A 19,253-nucleotide genomic window follows, 5' to 3' on the forward strand; every position below is an offset into this window, starting at 1 on the left:
GAAAAGGATAAGAACGTGGTTAGAAAAAATAAACTGGTAAATAAAAATTTTTGAGCTGACATATCTTTAATTAGACTAATTATAAATAACTTTGCTGCAAAAGTACCATCAACGTCTTGAAAAAAGATAGGGAAAAACGGATTATTATTTTGTAAAAACGGATTAAATTTTGAAAATCAACGCCACTATTTTAACTTCTGAAACGCCTATAATTAAAATTCAAATTGGAGCTAACTATTATCCAAAAAGTATTTTAACCGAAGAAAATGTCAATATACAGAATGAAGATTCAGAACAAATAATTAGCAGACATCTCATAACCGACGGACTGGTTCTACTTGATACTCAGTTATATTTCTCAAGTTCTAAAACTGTTCTCTTTGAAATTGATGAAGAGTCTATTGTTATGAATTTTATTTACAGCAGTAATGTAGAAACTTATATTGACCAATTGGAAAGTGAGAAGTTTTCTAAAGAAAATACACACAATATATTTTATACCAATAATTTTAAAGGCTCTTTTAAAATTCCGGCCCATAAGCAGATAAATTACATGTCGATTATACTTTCTAAGGAATTCTATTACAACATTATAAACGAAGACTGGCAGCTGCATGAGAAATTTTCGAAAAAAATTCTGGGAAAGCAATCTTCTTATTTAACAACAAAATATCTTCCTTTTACGCCAGCAATTCAGTGGGTAACATCAGAAATAAAAAACTGTACGAGAGAAGGCGTTTTAAAAAGAATTTATATCGAAAGTAAAATTAAAGAACTCCTTATTTATCAGCTTGAAACAGTAGATACAAAACCTTTAGCTTCAGAAAAAATTAGCGAAGAAGATTTTAGCAAGCTTTTAGAAGCAAAAAAAATATTAGAAAACGATTATAGAAACACCCCTACTCTACCGGAACTTTCCAGACTTATTTCGTTAAACGAATTCAAACTTAAAAAAGGTTTTAAAGCTTGTTTCGGAACGACTGTTAGGAGCTATATCATCAAACTGAGAATGGAACATGCAAAAGAATTATTTCAAAGCAAAACGGTTACGGTAAGCGAAACAGCTTACAAATGTGGCTATAAAGACGTTTCGCATTTTTCGGCAGCTTTCAAAAGCTATTACGGATTTTCGCCTCAAAAATTTAAAATCAACACCGATATTATTCAGTTTTTCTTATTAGCTTTTTCGTTTGCCGTATAAAAAAAGGGTTCTAAAATTCAGTCCGTCGACTTCCTTTTAAAACCCTAAAAAAAATTAGACATTAATGTATAGTGCAAACTCTTATACAAGTACCCACGATCAAATGAATATGTCAAAATTTAATTCAAAAAAAATGTTTCTCCAAAAAACATGAATTGTTAAAACTTAAAATGATATTCTAAAAAAGGTAAAAACAGCATTGTTATTAAATTTCAACAGCCCAAAATTAAAAGGCTCAACAGAGATTCCCTTACGGTTTTCCTCATTCAACAAAAAATTAACATCATTATAACAAACCAAAAAGCTTAAATGATTGTGCAGCAAAATATTGCCAAAATCAACTTTAACTAAATTTTGTAAAAGAAAATACTAGATTCCTTCCGAAAAACTTCTTAAAAATACATTTCTTGTCCTAGATTAAGTTTATTTTTCTAAATCCCTGACTACATTTGCGAATGCAATTAGATAATTAGACAATTTCTTAGAAGCTTAGTACCTTAATAACTCAGAATCTCAAAAAAAATGAAGCTACAATTTTTATTACTCGGAAAAAACGAAGCTATTTTAGCTATTTTGCTTCGTCTAGTTAACGCAGATGAAAACTGGAATGGAGTTGCTTTTAATAACGAAAAAGAAGCTCAAGAATACTTTCAAAATAACAAAATAGATATTGTACTTTTAAGTTCTGCAATTGAAGATCATGTCGAAAAAGAGTTCACTTCTTTCTGCTTAAAACATCAGCCCGACGTCGAAGTTATTGAACATTTTGGAGGCGGAAGCGGTTTATTGAAATCGGAAATCCTGCATAGGCTGCATTTGAAAGGAAAGCTTTAAATTTGTTTTCTTTAAAATATCCAAAATGGAAAAAACATATTCAGTTGTATTTTATTCGAAAGACATTGTGGGTCCAGTCAAAAAAATGAAAGATGATTTGAAAAGCAATGTGCCTGAAAAATGGTACAGCAGCTGCAATTCAGAAGCTCATATTACTATCTGTGAATTTAAAATTGACGACTCTCAACTGGATTCCGCTAAAAAGAAACTTATTAAAATTGCTGATAATTTTACCTCTTCCCAAGTACATTTAGATCATTTTGGATTTTATGAGAATGCTGGCGCGTTTTACATTGGTGTCAACGATGAATCTAAAATGAATCTAATACCAATAATGAAAAAGATTCACGAAACCCTGAAATCTTTAAAACTCAAAAAAAGTGACGATCCGCACATGTCAATCGGTCGAAGATTAACTCCTGAAAATCTTAAAAAAGCCACTGAATTATTTACCACAATTGACCTTAATTTTCTTTGCGATTCAATTGTTTTAAGAGAATTTGATCCTGTTGTAAAACAGTTTTTTGTAATTGATGCTTTTCCTTTTGGCAATAATCCCCAACCAGAATTTGTACAGGGAAGTTTGTTTTAATTGGTTTTGCCACAAAGGCACAAAGGCGCAAAGTTTTTTAAATATTCTAATTTCTCCATTTCAACCATAGCCCAAGGTTTCAACCTTGGGTACACAACGAATTCATCCCTAAATGTACCCAAGGTTGAAACCTTGGGCTATGTTCTAGCAAAATGCACAAAGCTTTGCGAACTTTCTAATTCTTACATAAATAAAACTTGCGTCCTTTGCGTAATTCTTAGCGCCCTTTGCGGTTAAACAAAAAACTTCGTGCCTTAGCGTCTTCGTGGCATAAAAAACTTTTTTCGTATATTTGATTTTCGCAAATTCGAATGCTATGAAATCTCTTGACTCATTTTACAAAGACATTACCGAAGGATCTACTGTAGATCCAAATTCACTGCTTCCAAATGACATTCAGAAAGAAATCGGACACTTTAATGTTTTTGACATAAAAGAACTTCTAGAGCGTATGAAAGGAAAACCTGGAATGCCTTATGACCGCAGAGCGTATTATAAAATAAGTTTGATTAGAGGACACAATAAAGCAGAATATGCCAATAAAGTAATCGAAATAGAAAAACAGGGATTGTTATTTGCAACTCCCAAAATTCCATACAATTACCTTCCGCAGGATACTAATCAAGGAGGACAATTTTGCGTTTTCACAAGTGAATTTCTCTCTAAAAGTAAAAGTGGAATCGACTTGGACGAACTGCCTATTTTTGCCTCAGATGGTTATCCAATCTTTCAGCTTTCAGACGAAGAAGTTTTAGAAGTAGAACTGATATTCAATAAAATACAAAAAGAAATCAATTCTGATTATATATATAAGTACGACTTAATCCGAAATTATGTTGCCGAATTAATTCACTTCGGACAAAAGTTACAACCCATTACAGCATTATACTCTAAGCACAATTCGGCTGCGAGAGTTTCTTCTTTATTTGCTGAATTATTAGAAAGACAATTTCCAATTGAATCGCCAAATCAGCGATTAGAATTAAGAACCGCTAAAGATTTTGCTGAAAGATTATCAGTTCATGTCAACCATTTAAATAAAGTTTTAAAGGAAAACACAGGAAAAACAACCACCGAATTAATCAGCAACAGATTAACCAACGAAGCAAAAATCCTTTTAAAACAAACCGATTGGAACATCTCTGAGATTGCTTATTCACTTGGTTTTGAAGAATTAGCACATTTTTCTAATTTCTTTAAAAAACAGACCACCTTTACGCCGATTGCTTTTAGAAGCTGATTTTAGATTTTAGATTGCAGATTTTAGATTGCAGATTTTAGATTGCAGATTTTAGATTGCAGATTTTAGATTGCAGATTTTAGATTGTAGATTTTAAATTATTGATTTTAAATTATTGATTTTAAATTATTGATTTTAAATTATTGATTTTAGAATTAAATTGTAGAGCTTAGATTGTAGAGAATCCGAAGGATTCAAATGTTTATAGCATAATAATTAGTCAGTTGGGTTTGACCCCGAAGGGGTCATATAATTCGTGGGTGATATGTACTCTATAAACATTTGAATCCTTCGGATTCTTTTTTAGAATAAGCAATTCCGTATTCTTTTTCTCCTAAACGCCACGACGCTTCGGGAGAAGGTTCTCATGCTACATCCGCATCGTGGATATACTTTGCGTGTCCTTCGACTCCGCTCAGGAAGACATAAAATGAGAATTGGAATTTGGAATTTAAAAAATTGGAATTTCATTCCTCTGATTTGAATTTCGCAAACATCGGTTTGATATTTACAAACTCTCCAATCTGCTTTGGCTATACCTTTGTCTCATCAAATTAAAAGATTAAAATTATGAATTTATCAAACAACAAAATTTTAATAACCGGTGGCGCAAGCGGCATCGGACTTGGGCTTACCGAAAGATTTCTGAAAGAAAACAATACCTTGATTATTTGCGGAAGAAGAGCTTCTCTTTTAGAGGAAGCAAAAGCTAAATTTCCAGATGTCATTACCAAAGTATGTGATCTTTCTAAAGAGGAAGAACGAACTGAACTTTACGAATGGATCAAAGAAAATCATTCTGATTTGAATGTATTAATAAACAACGCTGGAATTCAAAACTGGAAATCTGTAACCGATGCTGATTTTTACGAAAGTATGAAATCGGAATTAGCAACAAATATAGAAGCTCCGTTACATTTAACTTCGCTTTTCATTCAATTGAAATCACTTACAACTGTAATGAATGTAACTTCTGGATTGGCATTTTCACCTTTTGCAAAAGTTCCAGTTTATTCGGCTACAAAAGCATTTTTCCGTTCGTTTACGATTTCACTTCGTCATTTATTAAAAGAAAAAAACATTGAAGTAGTCGAGATTATTCCACCAGCACTAAACACCGATTTAGGCGGAATCGGACTTCACGACGCTCACCCAAGCGTAAGCAGTTTTATTGAGTCGATTTTTGAACAGTTGAAAGAAGGCAGACAAGAACTTACTTTCGGAACCAGCGAAACGAGATTGAACGCAAGCGTACCAGAATTGAAGGCATCATTTGAGGCATTGCATTCTAACTAATTTATTAAACACATAGAAACATAGATTTAGAAATTTATAAAAGGCGTTTCACTTGTTTAAAAAAACATAGCTAGCGTCTAGAATTACACTTCCAGCTATGTGTGAGAAACTAGTTTCTTTCAGCTCTCTTTTAACGAAAACAAAAAACCTATGTTTCTATGTGTTTAAAATTATTAACCAGCAAAACTCGTAAAAGTCTTCGACTCCGCTCAGACAGACAACAACAAACAACAAACAACAAACAATTAACAATAAACATCATGGCAGTAAATACAAAAATAGCTCTTGTTACAGGTGGTAGCAGAGGTTTAGGAAAAAACATGGCAATTGCAATTGCAAAAAAAGGATTAGATGTAATTATAACCTACAACAGCAAAAAAGAAGAAGCTGATGCAGTAGTTTCAGAAATTGAAAGCTTGGGTCAAAAAGCAGCTGCCCTACAATTAAATGTCGCTGATTCGGGAACTTTTGATTCTTTTTTCGAAGCTGTAAAAACAACTTTAAAAAACACTTTCAAAACAGACAAATTTGACTTTTTAGTAAATAATGCTGGAATCGGAATCCATAAATCATTTATCGAAACTACAGAAGCCGACTTCGATTTATTAACTAATATCCAATTTAAAGGTCCGTTCTTCTTGACTCAAAAAGCTTTAAACGAAATGAATGATGGCGGAGGAATCGTGAACATCTCAACTGGTTTAGCAAGATTTTCGTTTCCAGGTTATGCAGCTTATGCTTCTATGAAAGGTGCAATGGAAACTTTGACAAAATATCAGGCAAAAGAATTGGGCGCTAGAAAAATAAAAGTGAATATTGTAGCTCCTGGTGCCATAGAAACAGATTTTGGAGGTGGTGTCGTTCGTGATAACGAGCAAATGAATCAGCAAATCGCTTCTGTAACCGCTTTAGGAAGAGTTGGTTTGCCAGACGATATTGGCGGTGTTGTTGCCTTTTTATGCAGTGAAGAATCTCGCTGGGTAAATGCACAAAGAATTGAAGTTTCTGGTGGAATGATGTTGTAAAGAGGTTTCAGGTTTAACCGCAAGGCACGCAAAGATTTACGCAAGGTTCGCAAAGTTCGCAAAGTTTTTCACATAAAGCTTTGCGAACCTTGCATTTCTATTCGTATAGTTTAAAAAACTTGCGCTCTTTGCGGTTAAAAACACACAAAGAATATCAACTTGAAACTTGAAACAAAATCCAAAAACAAAACCCGATAAGCTTTAAAAACTTTATCGGGTTTGTCATTTCAAATAATATTTGAATTAGTAAAATCTTTAATTCTTTTCGATTGAGACTTCAAAACCGCCGTCTTTATCAAAAACAACATCATAAAACTTAGTGTCTTTTATTACGCCGACTTCGTAAGTTGTTTTGTTTTTATCGTCTACTACTTTTGCAATTTCTTGAATCGCTTTCGCTTTGTAATTCTTCTTTAAATAGGACTGTGCTTTTATCGGAAGATCTCTAAAAGCGATCTCCAATTCAAAAGCTTTCATGATTCCTAGATTGTCATAAATTGCTACCGCTTTGGTGGTATCGTTTACATTATATCGTGCTTCATACCTAACTTCGTCTGCATCGTCACCCACATATTCTTCAGACCAAACTGGAACCTTTCCGGGATATTCTTTTTCAAAAGTAAACCGTACCTTTTCTGGCGGTGTAATTACTTTTTTCATGTTAGTTCCTTCTTGCGCAATTAAAAAACTACTGCATAAAAAAGTAAAAATCAAAAATGCATTTTTCATAATTTCTCTTTTAAGTTGAACTTTAAGTAACGTATTAAAAGTACTACTTTTTTTATTATGAAAAATAAATATTTTTTAGTGGCAAATGGTCGGTTTTTTTAATATTCAGCCTTCTTACTATTAATTAAAACTGAACACTATCCCGAAACTTCGGGACTGACCACTGAACACTAATTTTTCTTAATCCTATCCGTCAATTCTCTTTTATAAGTAATTCCTATTGGGATTCTTTCATTTTTAATGACAACAAAATCTTTTTCTGTCGCATCAATTTTATCTAAAGCCACGATATACGATTTATGAATGCGCATAAAATTCTTTTCTGGAAGGCATTTTTCAAATTCTGTGGTCGTTATAGAAGCCAAATAAGTTCGTTTAGTAGTATGAAGTTTCACATAATTTCCGAAACTTTGCGCAAACAAAAGCTGATCCAGTTCTATATCCATAATATAACCGTCAACCTTTACGCTTACGGTATTCACAATGGTTTCTTCTTCTTTTGCTTTTCCATTTTCTGTTGAAAAAAAACGATCTATAGCTTTTAAAAATCTCGGGAAATAAATTGGTTTCAGCAGATAATCAATTACGCCGTAATCGTAACTTTCTAAAGCAAATTCAGAATAAGCCGTTGTTAAAATCGTTTTAGGATGATTCGGAATAATCTTTAATAATTCCATTCCTGAAATTTCGGGCATGTTGATATCCAAAAACATTAAATCGACTGTATTTTCACGGAGATAATTCATCGCTTCGATGCCGTTATAACCTTGAAAAACCAATTCTAACTGCGGATTCTGTTTGATATAATTCGCTAGAACATAATGCGCTGCGGGTTCGTCATCTACAATGATACATTTCTTTGTTTCTTTCATCCTACAAACTTTTTTAGCTGAATTTCTAAATCAACAATGTAGGTTTGTTTGTCATCGTTAATATTCAATTTATAGTCTTTTCCATAAATTAAATTCAAACGTTCGATCGTATTTTTTAAGCCTATTTTGGTCGAAATCACATCGTTTTTCTTCGGAATCGAATTCGAAACATGCAATTTCAACAAACCATTTTCAACTGTAATCGTAATTTTAACAAAACATCTTTCAATCGCGCAAGTGCCATGTTTAAAGGCATTTTCGATAAAAGCAATTAAAAGCATGGGAGAAATTTTATAGGTATATTCGTTGTCTACCTGACTTTCAAAAGTAATATCACAACGATACCCAACACGTTCTTTTTCGAGCTGCACATAACTGTTTATAAACTCCAATTCGTCTTCTAAAGAAACACATTGTTTGCTGTTGCTTTCTAATTGATAGCGCATTAGCTGCGAAACTTTCATAATCAAATCGGGAGTTCTGTCTGGAAACTGAAGACTGATTCCGTAAAGTGTATTAAAAGTATTAAATAAAAAATGCGGATTTAATTGTCCTTTCAATGAATTCAATTGCATTTGATTGAACAATAAAGCCGCATCGGTTTGTTTTCTGTGAATACGATAAAACTTAAATACAATAATTGGACTCAGAATGCAGACCAAAGTTCCTAAAACGCTCGCCAATTGGTACGCATAACTTCTCTGATGCGAGTTTTGATACAAATGGCATTTGGCAAACATATCCAACATTGTGATTTCGTACAAAATGACCGAAAAGACAAAAACTCCAAAAAGCGTTAAAATGATATACGTAAAAGGTTTATTGGATTTGAATAAAATTGGCAGTAAAAAAAAGCGGTTAAATTGGGCGTGCATGTACAAAATGCAATAGAAAAATATACCCATTAAAATAGAAATGAAAGAACTGAATAACATCCAATCATTTTTTAAGGTATAAATTGTAAAGGAGAAAAGGACAACGGCAACCTCCTGCCACCATTTGTTATCCAGTATGTTATCAATTCTTTTGTTCATTCTTAATTTTGAAATAGTTTACAAAGTACGAACAAATATTTAATTATTTTTTTCAAAAAATGACAAATTCAATTCGTCATTTACTAGTGCAGTACATCACTTAACCTGACTTTTATCAGCATAAGAGAAATAAATTTGTTTCATCAAAAACATTTTATTTCACACCTTGAGTTTATGTATTTCAAAAAAATTACCTTTTTATTTTTATTGATTTTTGCCTCAATCGGTTATGCTCAAACCCTATCTTTAAAAGAAGCTGTAAAGATAGGTCTTGAAAACTACGGTTCTATCCGAGCAAAAAGCAATTACACCAATGCATCAAAAGAGACTCTAAAACAATCCCGTCGTGATTATCTGCCCAACTTAAATTTATCGGCGCAGCAGGATTACGGAACTGTGAACGGACAAAACGGACCGCTTTACGGATTTGGAGGTTTAGGAGTTGCTTCGTCAGGTTTACCTCTTCCTGAACAAAACTGGAATTCGGCGTTTGGAGCGCTGTATTTAGTCAACATGAATTGGGATTTTTTCACCTTCGGAAAAACGAAAGAAAAAATCAACCTTTCTAAAATTGATGTTCAGGCTAAAGAAAAAGATTTACAGCAGGAAAAATTCCAACAGGAAATTAAAATTTCGGCTGCTTATTTAAATCTTTTGGCAAGCCAGCGATTACTGATTTCACAGCAAAAAAATCTTTCCCGCGCAGAAGTTTTTAAGAAGACAGCTTCCGCGAGAGTGAAAAACGGATTATTGGCTGGAGTAGATTCTACTTTAGCAACAGCTGAAGTTTCTAAAGCTAAAATCGCTTTGAATTTGGCTCGAAACTTCGTTAAAGAGCAAAACAACAAATTGGTTGATTTGATGGGCGTTGCACCGCAGGATTTTGTTGCCGATACACTTTTTGTAACGCAGATTCCGAAAGATTTAATTAAAACGGAAGCTTCGACAGACAGTCTTCATCCGTTGTTACAATTGTACAAAACGAGAATTGATTACAGCAATCAACAGGTGAAACTGTACAAAAGATTTTATTATCCAACAATGACTGCTTTTGGCGTATTGCAAACCAGAGCTTCAGGATTTGAAAATTCATACGCGACAGATCAAACCGCTTTCAGCAGAAACTATTGGGACGGTGTAAATCCAGATCGTTCTAACTATTTAATTGGCGTTGGAATTACGTGGAATCTAACCACGCCTTTCCGTTCGAGCAAACAAGTTAGCGCTCAGAAATTTGTTTCGCAGGCGATTCAGGAAGAATACAATCAGGCAGATCGCGAATTGAAATCGCAGTTGAATTTTGCTGAAGATAAAATCAGAATCACTCTAGAAAACTACGCCGAAGCGCCAATTCAGGTTGATGCAGCCAAAAGAGCGTACATTCAGAAATCGACTTTATACAAAAACGGCTTAACCGATTTGACTGATTTAACGCAGACGATGTATGTTTTAAACCGCGCCGAAATCGATCGTGATATTGTCAATAATAATGTGTGGCAGTCGTACTTATTGAAAGTCGCAGCAACAGGAAATTTTGACTTATTTATAAATGAATTTTAATTATAGAGCCAAATGAATTTAATACGTTTTGCACTCCGCAAACCCATATCGATCTTAGTATTGGTTGCGGGTCTATTTTTCTTCGGAATCGGTGCCATCAAAGACATTAAGGTAGATATTTTACCGAAAATGAATTTGCCGGTTATCTACATCGCGCACCCATTTGGAGGTTATACGCCAGACCAGATGGAAGCTTATTTTGCCAAAAACTACGTGAACGTTTTGCCTTTTTCGAACGGTATCAAATCGGTAGAAACCAAAAATATTCAGGGGTTAATGATTATGAAATTAACCTATTACGAAGGAACCAACATGGCGCAGGCAGCTGCCGAGTTAAGTGCACTTTCGAACAGGATTCAGGCGGCATTTCCTCCCGGGACACAGCCTCCGTTTATCATTCGTTTTGATGCTTCTTCATTGCCGATTGGTCAATTGGTTTTGAGTTCTAAAGTTAGATCTAATAACGAATTGCAGGATTTAGCCAACGTTTATGTTCGTGCTTCGTTTACTTCTATTCCTGGTTTATTATCTCCGGCTCCCTTCGGCGGAAGCCCAAGAACAATTGAGGTTAACGTAGATCCAGATTTATTGCGTTCGCATAATATGACGCCAGACCAGATTGTAGAAGCAATACGTTTGAACAACCAAACGGCTCCTTCTGGAAACGTGCGTATGGGCGACAAAAACTATATTACGCCAACGAATAATACCATTAAAGAAATTGCAGATTTTGAGCAGATTCCGTTATTCAAAGGCGGTGTTCAAAACTTAAAACTGGGCGATGTTGCTCAGGTAAAAGACGGTGCCGATATCACAGCGGGTTATGCTTTGGTAAACGGAAAACGTTCGGTTTATATTAGTATTGCAAAAGCAGGAGATGCTTCAACTTGGGATGTGGTTCAGAAATTGAAAAAAGAACTGCCTAAAATTCAGAGCACGCTTCCTGAAGATGTAAACATTACGTACGAATTTGACCAGTCGGTTTATGTAATCAACTCGGTAAAAAGTTTGATTACAGAGGGAATTATTGGTGCGGTCTTAACAGGATTAATGGTTTTATTATTCTTGGGAGATAGACGTGCAGCGTTAATCGTAATTATGACGATTCCGATTTCGGTAATTTCTGGAGTTTTATTCCTGAAATTATTCGGGCAGACGATCAACTTGATGTCATTGTCAGGATTAGCGCTTGCAATTGGTATTTTGGTGGATGAAAGTACCGTAACGATCGAAAATATTCACCAGCATCTCGACATGGGAAAACCCAAGGCACTCGCCATTTGGGATGCCTGTCAGGAAATTGCTTTGCCAAAATTATTGATCTTACTTTGTATTCTGGCGGTATTTGCTCCAGCATTTACAATGGTCGGAATTCCGGGAGCATTGTTCTTGCCTTTGGCTTTAGCAATTGGATTTTCAATGGTGATTTCGTTTTTACTTTCTCAGACTTTTGTTCCCGTAATGGCCAACTGGATGATGAAAGCGCACACAAAACACGCACACGAACCAAATATTACCGACGACGAAGCAGAGTTTAACGCCTGCGGATTAACTCCAGAATCTGAGCAAGATTTAATTGCACAGAAAAAGGAAATGGTCGAAAGGGAAGATTTTAACAACGACGGAAAAGTGAGTGGTTTCGAAAAATTCAGAAACCGTTTTATGCGCACTTTAGACCGATTGTTTGTTCATAAAAAAATAACGAGTATTACGTATTTAGTTGTGGCAACTGTTCTAGCAATAGTATTCTTGACTTTCATCGGAAAAGACGTTTTCCCGAGAACCAATTCAAGTCAGTTTCAGTTAAGAATGCGCGCCGTTGACGGAACGCGTTTGGAAAGAACTGAAGAACAAGCCAGAGTCGTATTGAAAGAATTAGAAAAAATGGTGGGCAAAGAGCATATCGGAATCACTTCTGTTTATGTGGGTCAGCACCCTTCTCTATTCTCGATTAACCCGATTTATTTGTTCATGGCGGGTTCACATGAAGCGGTTTTTCAGGTAAGTTTAAAAGATTACCATGAAGATATGGACGACTTTAAAGACGAGTTTAGAGCGCGTTTGAAAAAGGTTTTACCAGACACGAAACTTTCTTTCGAACCAATCGAATTAACGGATAAAGTGTTGAGCCAAGGTTCTCCTACTCCAATCGAAATTCGAGTGGCAGGAAAAGACAAAAAACGAAACGAATTGTACGCGACTCAAATTGTAGACAAACTAAAAGCGATTTCATATTTCAGAGACGTACAAATTGGACAGCCAATTCATTATCCAGCAATGAATATTGATATTGACAGAACTCGTGCTGCCGAATTAGGCGTTGATATGAACGACATTTCACGTTCGTTGGTAGCATCGACTTCTTCTTCTCGTTACACCGAAAAAAACAACTGGGTTGACGAAAGAGCAGGATTATCATACGCGGTACAAGTTCAGGTTCCGTTGAATAAAATGAAAAGCAAAACCGATATCGGAGAAATTCCGGTTTTAAAGAACTCGCTTCGTCCTGTTTTAAGCGACGTTGCCAAAATTACACCAGGCTTTGTAAGCGGTGAAAACGACAATTTAGGAGCCATGCCATACATTACCGTTACGGCCAACATCTACCAAACCGATTTAGGTACGGCATCAAAAGATGTGTCGTCAACAATTAGTTCATTGGGCGAATTGCCTCGTGGTTTGTTTATTACGCCAATTGGACTAAGTACTGTATTGACCGAAACATTAAGTAGTTTACAAACAGGATTATTGGTTGCCGTTTTTGTAATCTTCTTAATGTTGGCTGCTAATTTCCAATCGTTCAAAGTTTCGCTAGTAATCTTAACGACAGTTCCTGCGGTAGTTTTAGGTTCCTTATTAATGCTGACACTTACAGGCTCTACACTGAATTTACAATCGTATATGGGAATCATTATGTCGGTCGGAGTTTCTATTGCCAATGCCGTTCTTTTGGTCACGAATGCCGAGCAATTGCGCAAAATAAACGGAAATGCCCTAGAATCGGCTCGTGAAGCGGCGGCGTTGCGTCTTCGTCCAATTATCATGACTTCTGTGGCGATGATTGCGGGTATGTTGCCAATGGCGATCGGACACGGCGAAGGAGGCGATCAGGTTTCTCCGTTAGGAAGAGCAGTAATAGGCGGATTATTATTTTCTACATTTGCCGTATTATTAATCCTTCCGCAGATTTTTGCGTGGGCACAAGAAAAAACATCGACACAATCTGTTTCTTTAGATCCTGAAGATCCAGAAAGCATCCATTATATTTCATCAATAAGTAAGTCGAAAGTTGGAAAGTAACCTGTTGAGTATATTTTTTTAAACACGTAGAAACATAGATTTGAGTTTTAAATAAAAAGAGGTAAAAGAAAAAACTAGTTTTCACACATAGCCAAACTATGTGCACTTAGATTAGTGAAACGCCTTCTATACGCAAAGAAAAACTATGTTTCTATGTGTTAAAAATTACACGAACAGATTAAAACATATTCATTATATAAAACCAAAAAATGAAAAGTAACATTATAAAATCATCTGCATTATTATTTACGGCATTAGTTGTATTAAGCGGTTGCGAAAAGAAAAAAGAAGAAACTGCGAAACCAGAAATCGAACCTAAAGTTGAAACTTTCCTTTTAGCGAAAGAAAAACTGACTACAGAATTGCGTTTGCCAGCCGAATTAACAGGTTTTCAACAAGTTGATTTGTATGCCAAAGTGAGCAGTTTCGTAAAAACTTTAAAAGTAGATATTGGTACTAAAGTAAAAAAAGGACAGCTTTTGATTGTTCTAGAAGCACCAGAAATCAGTTCGCAATTGGCGGCTGCCGAATCGAGATTAAAATCGATGGAAGCGATTTATGCAACCAGCAAAAGCACGTACAACCGTTTGTACGAAACAAGCAAGGTTGAAGGAACAATTTCTAAAAACGATTTAGAAATGGCAAGCGGTAAAAAGAATTCTGATTACGCACAATATCAAGCAGCAATTGCAGCACACAAAGAAATCTCGATTATGAGAGGTTATCTTGAAATTCGTGCGCCATTTGACGGTGTTGTAGCCGCAAGAAATGTCAATTTAGGAACATTTGTTGGGCCAGCAGGAAAAGGCTCAGATTTGCCTTTATTGACGATTCAGGAGCAGAGTAAATTGCGTTTGGCGGTTTCGGTTCCGGAATTGTACACAGGATATCTGCATCCGGGCGACGAAATGAGTTTTAATGTAAAATCGTTACCCGATACTTTTACGGCAAAAATTACCAGAATGTCTGGCGCTTTAGATTTAAAACTACGTTCTGAAAGAGTCGAAATGGATGTTCACAACACCAAAGGAAATTTACTGCCAGGAATGGTTGCCGAAGTTTTGTTACCGCTTAACGCGAAAGACAGCACATACGTAATTCCAAAAACGGCTTTAGTAAGTTCTGCAGAAGGGCTGTATGTGGTAAAAGTAGTAAACCACAAAGCAACCAGAATTGACGTTAAAAAAGGAAGAGAAATCGATGATAAAGTAGAAATATTTGGCGATTTAACTCCAAATGATAAATTGGTAAAAATTGCCAGCGAAGAAACTAAAGAAGGCGACACCATAAACGAATAACCTGCGTTTAGCCTTTTTAGTAGATTACCATTAACTGTACGCATTCGTTAGAATGCAAATCTAAAAATTTGCCTAAGGACAGTTCCTCTTTTTTGGAGGGACTGTTTTTTTTTGTTTTTAAATTAAGAATAAAAAATCAGGTAAAATTACTTATAAAGGCTACATCCAAAAATTAATATATTTGGGAAAATATACATGAAATTTTAATTTTCATAGATACTATTATTATGTCTTTAAAAAATCTAATTAAAAATCAAACTATAATAATTGATGATCACAAGCGTGGAACTGGAGAAATTAAAAATTTTGACAATCCTGAAAATGATGTTCATATAGATAAAGAAACTAATTTCCTTGTTGATGGAAAAAGGCAAAAGGTGAAAATTAGAATTCCAATTAATTCTGATAACCCAATTAAAATTGAAAGTAAGAGGCAAAGAATTCCAATCCCTAGAATTCTTGATAAAGAAATTAGATCAGCTTTCGAAAATCAAAAAATTAGAGATGCTTTTATAAGTGATGTTCTAAAAACTCTTGAAAACTATGAGACCGCATTAAATTCAGAAGAACAAGCTATTGTAATACTGAAAAGATTATCAAAACACTTCGATTTAAAATGGGATATTCGGACAATTAAAGAATACTCTGAAAACGCTTTATCACTATATACACAATTTTATAAAGATGACCAAAATAAAAAGTTTTTTATAAAATTAGAAGAAGATAAAATAACTATTGGAGAAAACAATGGCTATGCTAAAGCACAAAAAAAATACAATACATAATTTTATAATTAAATTACCAAATAATGAAAATTAAAGCAGCATGCATGAAATGTACTTTTGAAGATGGACGAGAAAGCGAACCCACAAGTCTTCAAATAACTGATAATAATTTGTATATTTTTGAATGCCCTTATGGACACAAAAATGCTTTGTATCAGCAAGAACAAAAATTCGAATTATTATTCGAATCATCAGTTTATGCAATACGTGATGGGTATCTAAGGGAGGCTGTTTCTTCAATTGCAGCAAGCCTAGAAAGATTTTATGAATTTTTTATAAAACTTATTTCCATCAAAAATGAAATAGATGAAACTGTTTTAAATAAAACATGGAATTTGCTTTCAAAACAATCTGAAAGACAACTTGGTGCTTTTATTTTTTTATATTGCCTAGAATTTGGAAAGCCTCCTACATTACTATCAAGTAATCAAATTGAATTTAGAAATAATATTATTCATAAAGGTTATTTCCCAACTTACGAAAAAACAGTAGAATTTGGACAAAAAGTACTAGATTTTATAGTTGAAATTTTAAGTATATTAAAATCCAAATATCCCAAACACATATCTAATCTTATTACGCAACATAATATTAAACTTCATTTTGAAGCAATTAAAATAACTGATCAGCCAATAGGATTGTCTAGTTCTACTATTATAGGATTAAATAGAGATTATGATAATAATAAACCAATAATATTAGAAGAATATCTAAATTATAAAAAAAACAAGTTAAATAGTATTTAAAAATTGTAAACTATTATAAAAAACCCAGCTGTAGACCCAGAATTTTAAACAAAAATCTCAAATGGAAGAATCGATTTTTAAAGATGCCCCAAAATTTATATCTCAAAGATTTGCTGCGATTAATAGTTATGTTTGGAATATTTTTTTTCCAGGAAGTACTTTAAATAAACATCTCCGAAAACTAGAAACTCAAAAACAGAGAGATGAAGAATTAAAAAGATTAAAGAGTATAATTAACGAAGCTTCTATTGCGGTGCTAATTTTTTTCTTGAAAAAATTCTTTAATGAAGGTACCGAGGCTGCTATTAAGGCAGTTGATACTTTTTCTGAATTCGGCGTTGAAGGGTTTCAAATTGGAAATAAATATTTTTCAGATAGAAATGAAAACGTTTTAGCAGGACAAAAGTTAGCTGAAGCTTTAATGGAAACTATTGAAGACGAAGATTTAATAGTCTTAATTAATGATTCTAAATATGCAAATCAAATCATAGATCGTTACAGTAAATTTATAACCCAGAAATAGAATGGCAGAGTATCTTTTTGATCAAAAAAAAACAAAAACTGACTTGCGTGATTTTTTTAAAAACGAAAAAGCTAAAATAAATGACTTTGGTAGCGCTGTAAACCAAACCTTTGAAGCTTACGTCTTTGCAAAGGCAATTGAACATTATAATTCGCTTGGCTTCACAATAAAGATTGTTAATCCAAAAGTAGATGGTAAATCTGTTTTCAAATTAAAGTTTTCAACACGTGGAGCACCTGCAAAATATTCTTATGCATTAATTTCACATGAAGATTTCCAATTTCAAATTCGACACCAATTAAGAATATCAACAAAATCTGATGCAAGCAATTTATATCACAGCGCTAATATCTGTTGTGATATATCAATTATAGAAGATAATGATCTTAGTTTATATTCCACAGATCAACCATTGCCAAATGACCAACTAATAAGTTTTGGAGAGGTAAAACACATGTCAGCTTTTGCAGAATTAGTCGCTAGTTTTGTTGGTCTTGTTCATGAATTACAACCGTCTAGACTCCGTAAAATTAGAAAAGGAAAAAATACGAATTTTCATTTGGCTCCATTCTTGTATGTCAGTGGTTATCTTAATCCAACGGCTAAAGGTATATTTCAAAGTATCCAAAAAAGAAAATATGACCTCGATATTTATTCATATGACAATCCTATGAAATAATTCCCATTCTGCTCTAAGAAGTATTCTCTGAAGTTGCAAACGTTCAGTATCGAAATGTAATCAATAGAATTAACAAAAAACCTCGATTCCTAAAAAAATCGAGGTTTTTCCATTTTAGAAACCTTAATCCTCACTCAAATAAGGATTCAAAATCTCCGCCAATTCATTGAGCCAAAAATAATTGTCTTCAAAATTTGCTAGTCCGATTTGTAGGGTTTCGTGTTGTCGAGTTACGCCGACAGCCAAAATGCAGTTTACTTGTCTTAATATTTTAGTATTTAACATGAATAATCAAATAGCAATTATATCATCTATTATTCCTAGCTTTGAACGCTATAATAAATAAGCTTAACCTTTAATTCTAAAATGCATAAAAAAATACTATTTGTTTCTTTTTTCATGTTGCTACTAGCTTCTTGCAATAGTGATGAAAATCCAGCTCCTAAACCTTTAACTTTTGAACCAGAATTGCTACTAAGAGGCTGGACATATGATGCCATATTATGGGATGGAACACTTTATGCTTACGATCATAATCCAAATTGTTATCGTGATTTTTTTAGATTTAGAAATAATAATGAACAAGTCTATCAATTTGAAGAAACCACTTTTCTTAATACCATTTGTAGCAGTAGTCAAACTGTCTTGACTTGGGAACCAGTTGGTAATCATATTAATTTTTACTTCGGAGCAGGCAACAAGGTTGATACGTATGAAATAATCTCATTAACTACTGAACTTTTGACTTACGCTATAGATCGAGATATTGATAAAGATGGCAAAAATGATCATTTAATCATTACTGCAATACCATACGATCCTTACAGTTCTTATGGACCTAAGACTAAAAAAAATATACAGCTCAAAGTGTTTCCTACAAAATTAAAATTTTAGCATTGCAACTTAATTAACCTCGACCTTAAAAAAATCGAGGTTTTTTCCATTTCATAAACCTTACTCCTCACTCAAATAAGGATTCAAAATCTCCGCCAATTCATTGAGCCAATAATAATTGTCTTCAAAATTGGCTAGTCCGATTTGGAGGGTTTGGTGTTGTCCCGAGACGCCGAGCGCTAAAATGCAGTTTACTTGTCTTAATATTTTAGCCATATCTTCGGGATCGATTATATGGTTAAAAAAATCAATCAGCCTTGTTTCGGCTTCTTTGGAAAGGGTGTTGGTTTTCATAAAGTGAAGAATTTAAGAAAAAAACCCTCGCGCCTTAGCAGTCTTACGCTTCTTCACGGCGTCAAAGTCCTTTCGGAGCTTTACTACATAGCACAAGGGCAAATTTTAATGCGTTCTTAATGTGAAGATTTAAGAACTACAAACGTAAGAAAAAAACATTTTAAAAATAAATATTTTCTTACAATATTATTTCTATATTTATCGGCTTTATAATATATCAAATGTATAAAATTCGTATTAGAAATTGTGATTTTATTGTAAAAGTGGCTTTTTAACTTTTATGATTTGGAAGTGTTTTTCTTTTAAAATTAAATATATTTGACAAATAATTTATTACAAAAAAAATCTATC

18 protein-coding genes are annotated in these 19,253 nt (G+C 33.9%); 14 read left to right on the forward strand and 4 right to left on the reverse strand.

Features of this window, described 5'->3' with window-relative positions; translation table 11 throughout:
- Nucleotides 1-169: 169 nt before the first annotated feature.
- The 6 genes from Q9Q97_RS17400 to Q9Q97_RS17425 all read left to right on the forward strand — a co-directional run bounded on the left by Q9Q97_RS17400 (nucleotide 170) and on the right by Q9Q97_RS17425 (nucleotide 6,188).
- A complete protein-coding gene (locus Q9Q97_RS17400; protein WP_306159411.1) occupies nucleotides 170-1,201 on the forward strand; it encodes an AraC family transcriptional regulator in 1,032 nt (343 codons plus the stop codon).
- A 522-nt stretch (nucleotides 1,202-1,723) separates the two neighbouring features.
- Entirely contained in the window at nucleotides 1,724-2,035 is a 312-nt protein-coding gene (locus tag Q9Q97_RS17405; RefSeq protein ID WP_306159412.1) for a hypothetical protein, read from the forward strand.
- 25 nt (nucleotides 2,036-2,060) lie between these two features.
- Nucleotides 2,061-2,627 carry a 2'-5' RNA ligase family protein gene (locus tag Q9Q97_RS17410; protein WP_306159413.1) on the forward strand — a complete coding sequence of 189 codons (567 nt, stop codon included), beginning with the start codon at nucleotides 2,061-2,063 and terminating at the stop codon, nucleotides 2,625-2,627.
- Nucleotides 2,628-2,943: 316 nt separating this feature from the next.
- Nucleotides 2,944-3,867, forward strand: coding sequence for an AraC family transcriptional regulator (locus Q9Q97_RS17415; RefSeq protein ID WP_306159415.1), 924 nt, complete (start codon nucleotides 2,944-2,946; stop codon nucleotides 3,865-3,867).
- 570 nt (nucleotides 3,868-4,437) lie between these two features.
- Nucleotides 4,438-5,163, forward strand: a complete 726-nt coding sequence (locus tag Q9Q97_RS17420; protein ID WP_306159416.1) for an SDR family oxidoreductase — start codon at nucleotides 4,438-4,440, stop codon at nucleotides 5,161-5,163.
- Nucleotides 5,164-5,423: 260 nt separating this feature from the next.
- On the forward strand, nucleotides 5,424-6,188 hold the full coding sequence (locus Q9Q97_RS17425; RefSeq protein WP_306159418.1) for an SDR family NAD(P)-dependent oxidoreductase: 765 nt from the start codon (nucleotides 5,424-5,426) through the stop codon (nucleotides 6,186-6,188).
- A 255-nt stretch (nucleotides 6,189-6,443) separates the two neighbouring features.
- On the opposite strand, the gene Q9Q97_RS17430 is transcribed toward Q9Q97_RS17425, so the two are convergent.
- The 3 genes from Q9Q97_RS17430 to Q9Q97_RS17440 form a co-directional block, all read right to left on the reverse strand.
- Nucleotides 6,444-6,917, reverse strand: a complete 474-nt coding sequence (locus Q9Q97_RS17430) for a hypothetical protein (RefSeq protein WP_306159420.1) — start codon at nucleotides 6,915-6,917, stop codon at nucleotides 6,444-6,446.
- A 170-nt stretch (nucleotides 6,918-7,087) separates the two neighbouring features.
- On the reverse strand, nucleotides 7,088-7,789 hold the full coding sequence (locus Q9Q97_RS17435; RefSeq protein WP_306159422.1) for a LytTR family DNA-binding domain-containing protein: 702 nt from the start codon (nucleotides 7,787-7,789) through the stop codon (nucleotides 7,088-7,090).
- Nucleotides 7,786-8,823 (reverse strand): sensor histidine kinase, encoded by a 1,038-nt coding sequence (locus Q9Q97_RS17440; RefSeq protein ID WP_306159424.1) that lies wholly within the window; start codon nucleotides 8,821-8,823, stop codon nucleotides 7,786-7,788. The genes Q9Q97_RS17435 and Q9Q97_RS17440 overlap by 4 nt, the downstream gene beginning before the upstream one ends.
- 174 nt (nucleotides 8,824-8,997) lie before the next feature.
- On the opposite strand from Q9Q97_RS17440, the gene Q9Q97_RS17445 reads away from it, so the two are divergent.
- From Q9Q97_RS17445 to Q9Q97_RS17480, 8 genes are all read left to right on the forward strand, one after another.
- On the forward strand, nucleotides 8,998-10,383 hold the full coding sequence (locus tag Q9Q97_RS17445) for a TolC family protein (RefSeq protein ID WP_306159425.1): 1,386 nt from the start codon (nucleotides 8,998-9,000) through the stop codon (nucleotides 10,381-10,383).
- Between the two features lie 12 nt (nucleotides 10,384-10,395).
- A complete protein-coding gene (locus Q9Q97_RS17450; RefSeq protein ID WP_306159427.1) occupies nucleotides 10,396-13,683 on the forward strand; it encodes an efflux RND transporter permease subunit in 3,288 nt (1,095 codons plus the stop codon).
- 209 nt (nucleotides 13,684-13,892) lie between these two features.
- Nucleotides 13,893-14,981, forward strand: coding sequence for an efflux RND transporter periplasmic adaptor subunit (locus Q9Q97_RS17455; RefSeq protein ID WP_306159429.1), 1,089 nt, complete (start codon nucleotides 13,893-13,895; stop codon nucleotides 14,979-14,981).
- Nucleotides 14,982-15,208: 227 nt separating this feature from the next.
- On the forward strand, nucleotides 15,209-15,766 hold the full coding sequence (locus Q9Q97_RS17460; RefSeq protein ID WP_306159430.1) for a hypothetical protein: 558 nt from the start codon (nucleotides 15,209-15,211) through the stop codon (nucleotides 15,764-15,766).
- A 23-nt stretch (nucleotides 15,767-15,789) separates the two neighbouring features.
- Nucleotides 15,790-16,512 (forward strand): hypothetical protein, encoded by a 723-nt coding sequence (locus Q9Q97_RS17465; protein ID WP_306159432.1) that lies wholly within the window; start codon nucleotides 15,790-15,792, stop codon nucleotides 16,510-16,512.
- Between the two features lie 61 nt (nucleotides 16,513-16,573).
- Nucleotides 16,574-17,035 (forward strand): hypothetical protein, encoded by a 462-nt coding sequence (locus Q9Q97_RS17470; protein WP_306159434.1) that lies wholly within the window; start codon nucleotides 16,574-16,576, stop codon nucleotides 17,033-17,035.
- 1 nt (nucleotide 17,036) lies between these two features.
- Complete coding sequence (locus Q9Q97_RS17475; protein WP_306159436.1) at nucleotides 17,037-17,714, forward strand: hypothetical protein; 678 nt, start codon at nucleotides 17,037-17,039, stop codon at nucleotides 17,712-17,714.
- 366 nt (nucleotides 17,715-18,080) lie between these two features.
- Nucleotides 18,081-18,608, forward strand: a complete 528-nt coding sequence (locus Q9Q97_RS17480; protein ID WP_306159438.1) for a lipocalin family protein — start codon at nucleotides 18,081-18,083, stop codon at nucleotides 18,606-18,608.
- Nucleotides 18,609-18,668: 60 nt separating this feature from the next.
- Here Q9Q97_RS17480 and Q9Q97_RS17485 read toward each other — a convergent pair whose 3' ends face one another.
- Nucleotides 18,669-18,902, reverse strand: a complete 234-nt coding sequence (locus Q9Q97_RS17485) for a hypothetical protein (protein ID WP_306159440.1) — start codon at nucleotides 18,900-18,902, stop codon at nucleotides 18,669-18,671.
- Nucleotides 18,903-19,253: the final 351 nt, after the last annotated feature.

It is taken from the genome of Flavobacterium sp. DG2-3, assembly GCF_030730925.1.
In the GTDB taxonomy this organism is placed as follows: Bacteria; Bacteroidota; Bacteroidia; order Flavobacteriales; family Flavobacteriaceae; genus Flavobacterium.

Coding starts and splice junctions, on each gene's coding strand:
- Q9Q97_RS17485 (WP_306159440.1), bottom strand. CDS start 18,902: ATGAAAACCAACACCCTTTCCAAAGAAGCCGAAACAAGGCTGATTGAT.
- Q9Q97_RS17405 (WP_306159412.1), top strand. CDS start 1,724: ATGAAGCTACAATTTTTATTACTCGGAAAAAACGAAGCTATTTTAGCT.
- Q9Q97_RS17415 (WP_306159415.1), top strand. CDS start 2,944: ATGAAATCTCTTGACTCATTTTACAAAGACATTACCGAAGGATCTACT.
- Q9Q97_RS17455 (WP_306159429.1), top strand. CDS start 13,893: ATGAAAAGTAACATTATAAAATCATCTGCATTATTATTTACGGCATTA.
- Q9Q97_RS17480 (WP_306159438.1), top strand. CDS start 18,081: ATGCATAAAAAAATACTATTTGTTTCTTTTTTCATGTTGCTACTAGCT.
- Q9Q97_RS17445 (WP_306159425.1), top strand. CDS start 8,998: ATGTATTTCAAAAAAATTACCTTTTTATTTTTATTGATTTTTGCCTCA.
- Q9Q97_RS17425 (WP_306159418.1), top strand. CDS start 5,424: ATGGCAGTAAATACAAAAATAGCTCTTGTTACAGGTGGTAGCAGAGGT.
- Q9Q97_RS17465 (WP_306159432.1), top strand. CDS start 15,790: ATGAAAATTAAAGCAGCATGCATGAAATGTACTTTTGAAGATGGACGA.
- Q9Q97_RS17470 (WP_306159434.1), top strand. CDS start 16,574: ATGGAAGAATCGATTTTTAAAGATGCCCCAAAATTTATATCTCAAAGA.
- Q9Q97_RS17410 (WP_306159413.1), top strand. CDS start 2,061: ATGGAAAAAACATATTCAGTTGTATTTTATTCGAAAGACATTGTGGGT.
- Q9Q97_RS17450 (WP_306159427.1), top strand. CDS start 10,396: ATGAATTTAATACGTTTTGCACTCCGCAAACCCATATCGATCTTAGTA.
- Q9Q97_RS17440 (WP_306159424.1), bottom strand. CDS start 8,823: ATGAACAAAAGAATTGATAACATACTGGATAACAAATGGTGGCAGGAG.
- Q9Q97_RS17475 (WP_306159436.1), top strand. CDS start 17,037: ATGGCAGAGTATCTTTTTGATCAAAAAAAAACAAAAACTGACTTGCGT.
- Q9Q97_RS17430 (WP_306159420.1), bottom strand. CDS start 6,917: ATGAAAAATGCATTTTTGATTTTTACTTTTTTATGCAGTAGTTTTTTA.
- Q9Q97_RS17435 (WP_306159422.1), bottom strand. CDS start 7,789: ATGAAAGAAACAAAGAAATGTATCATTGTAGATGACGAACCCGCAGCG.
- Q9Q97_RS17420 (WP_306159416.1), top strand. CDS start 4,438: ATGAATTTATCAAACAACAAAATTTTAATAACCGGTGGCGCAAGCGGC.
- Q9Q97_RS17460 (WP_306159430.1), top strand. CDS start 15,209: ATGTCTTTAAAAAATCTAATTAAAAATCAAACTATAATAATTGATGAT.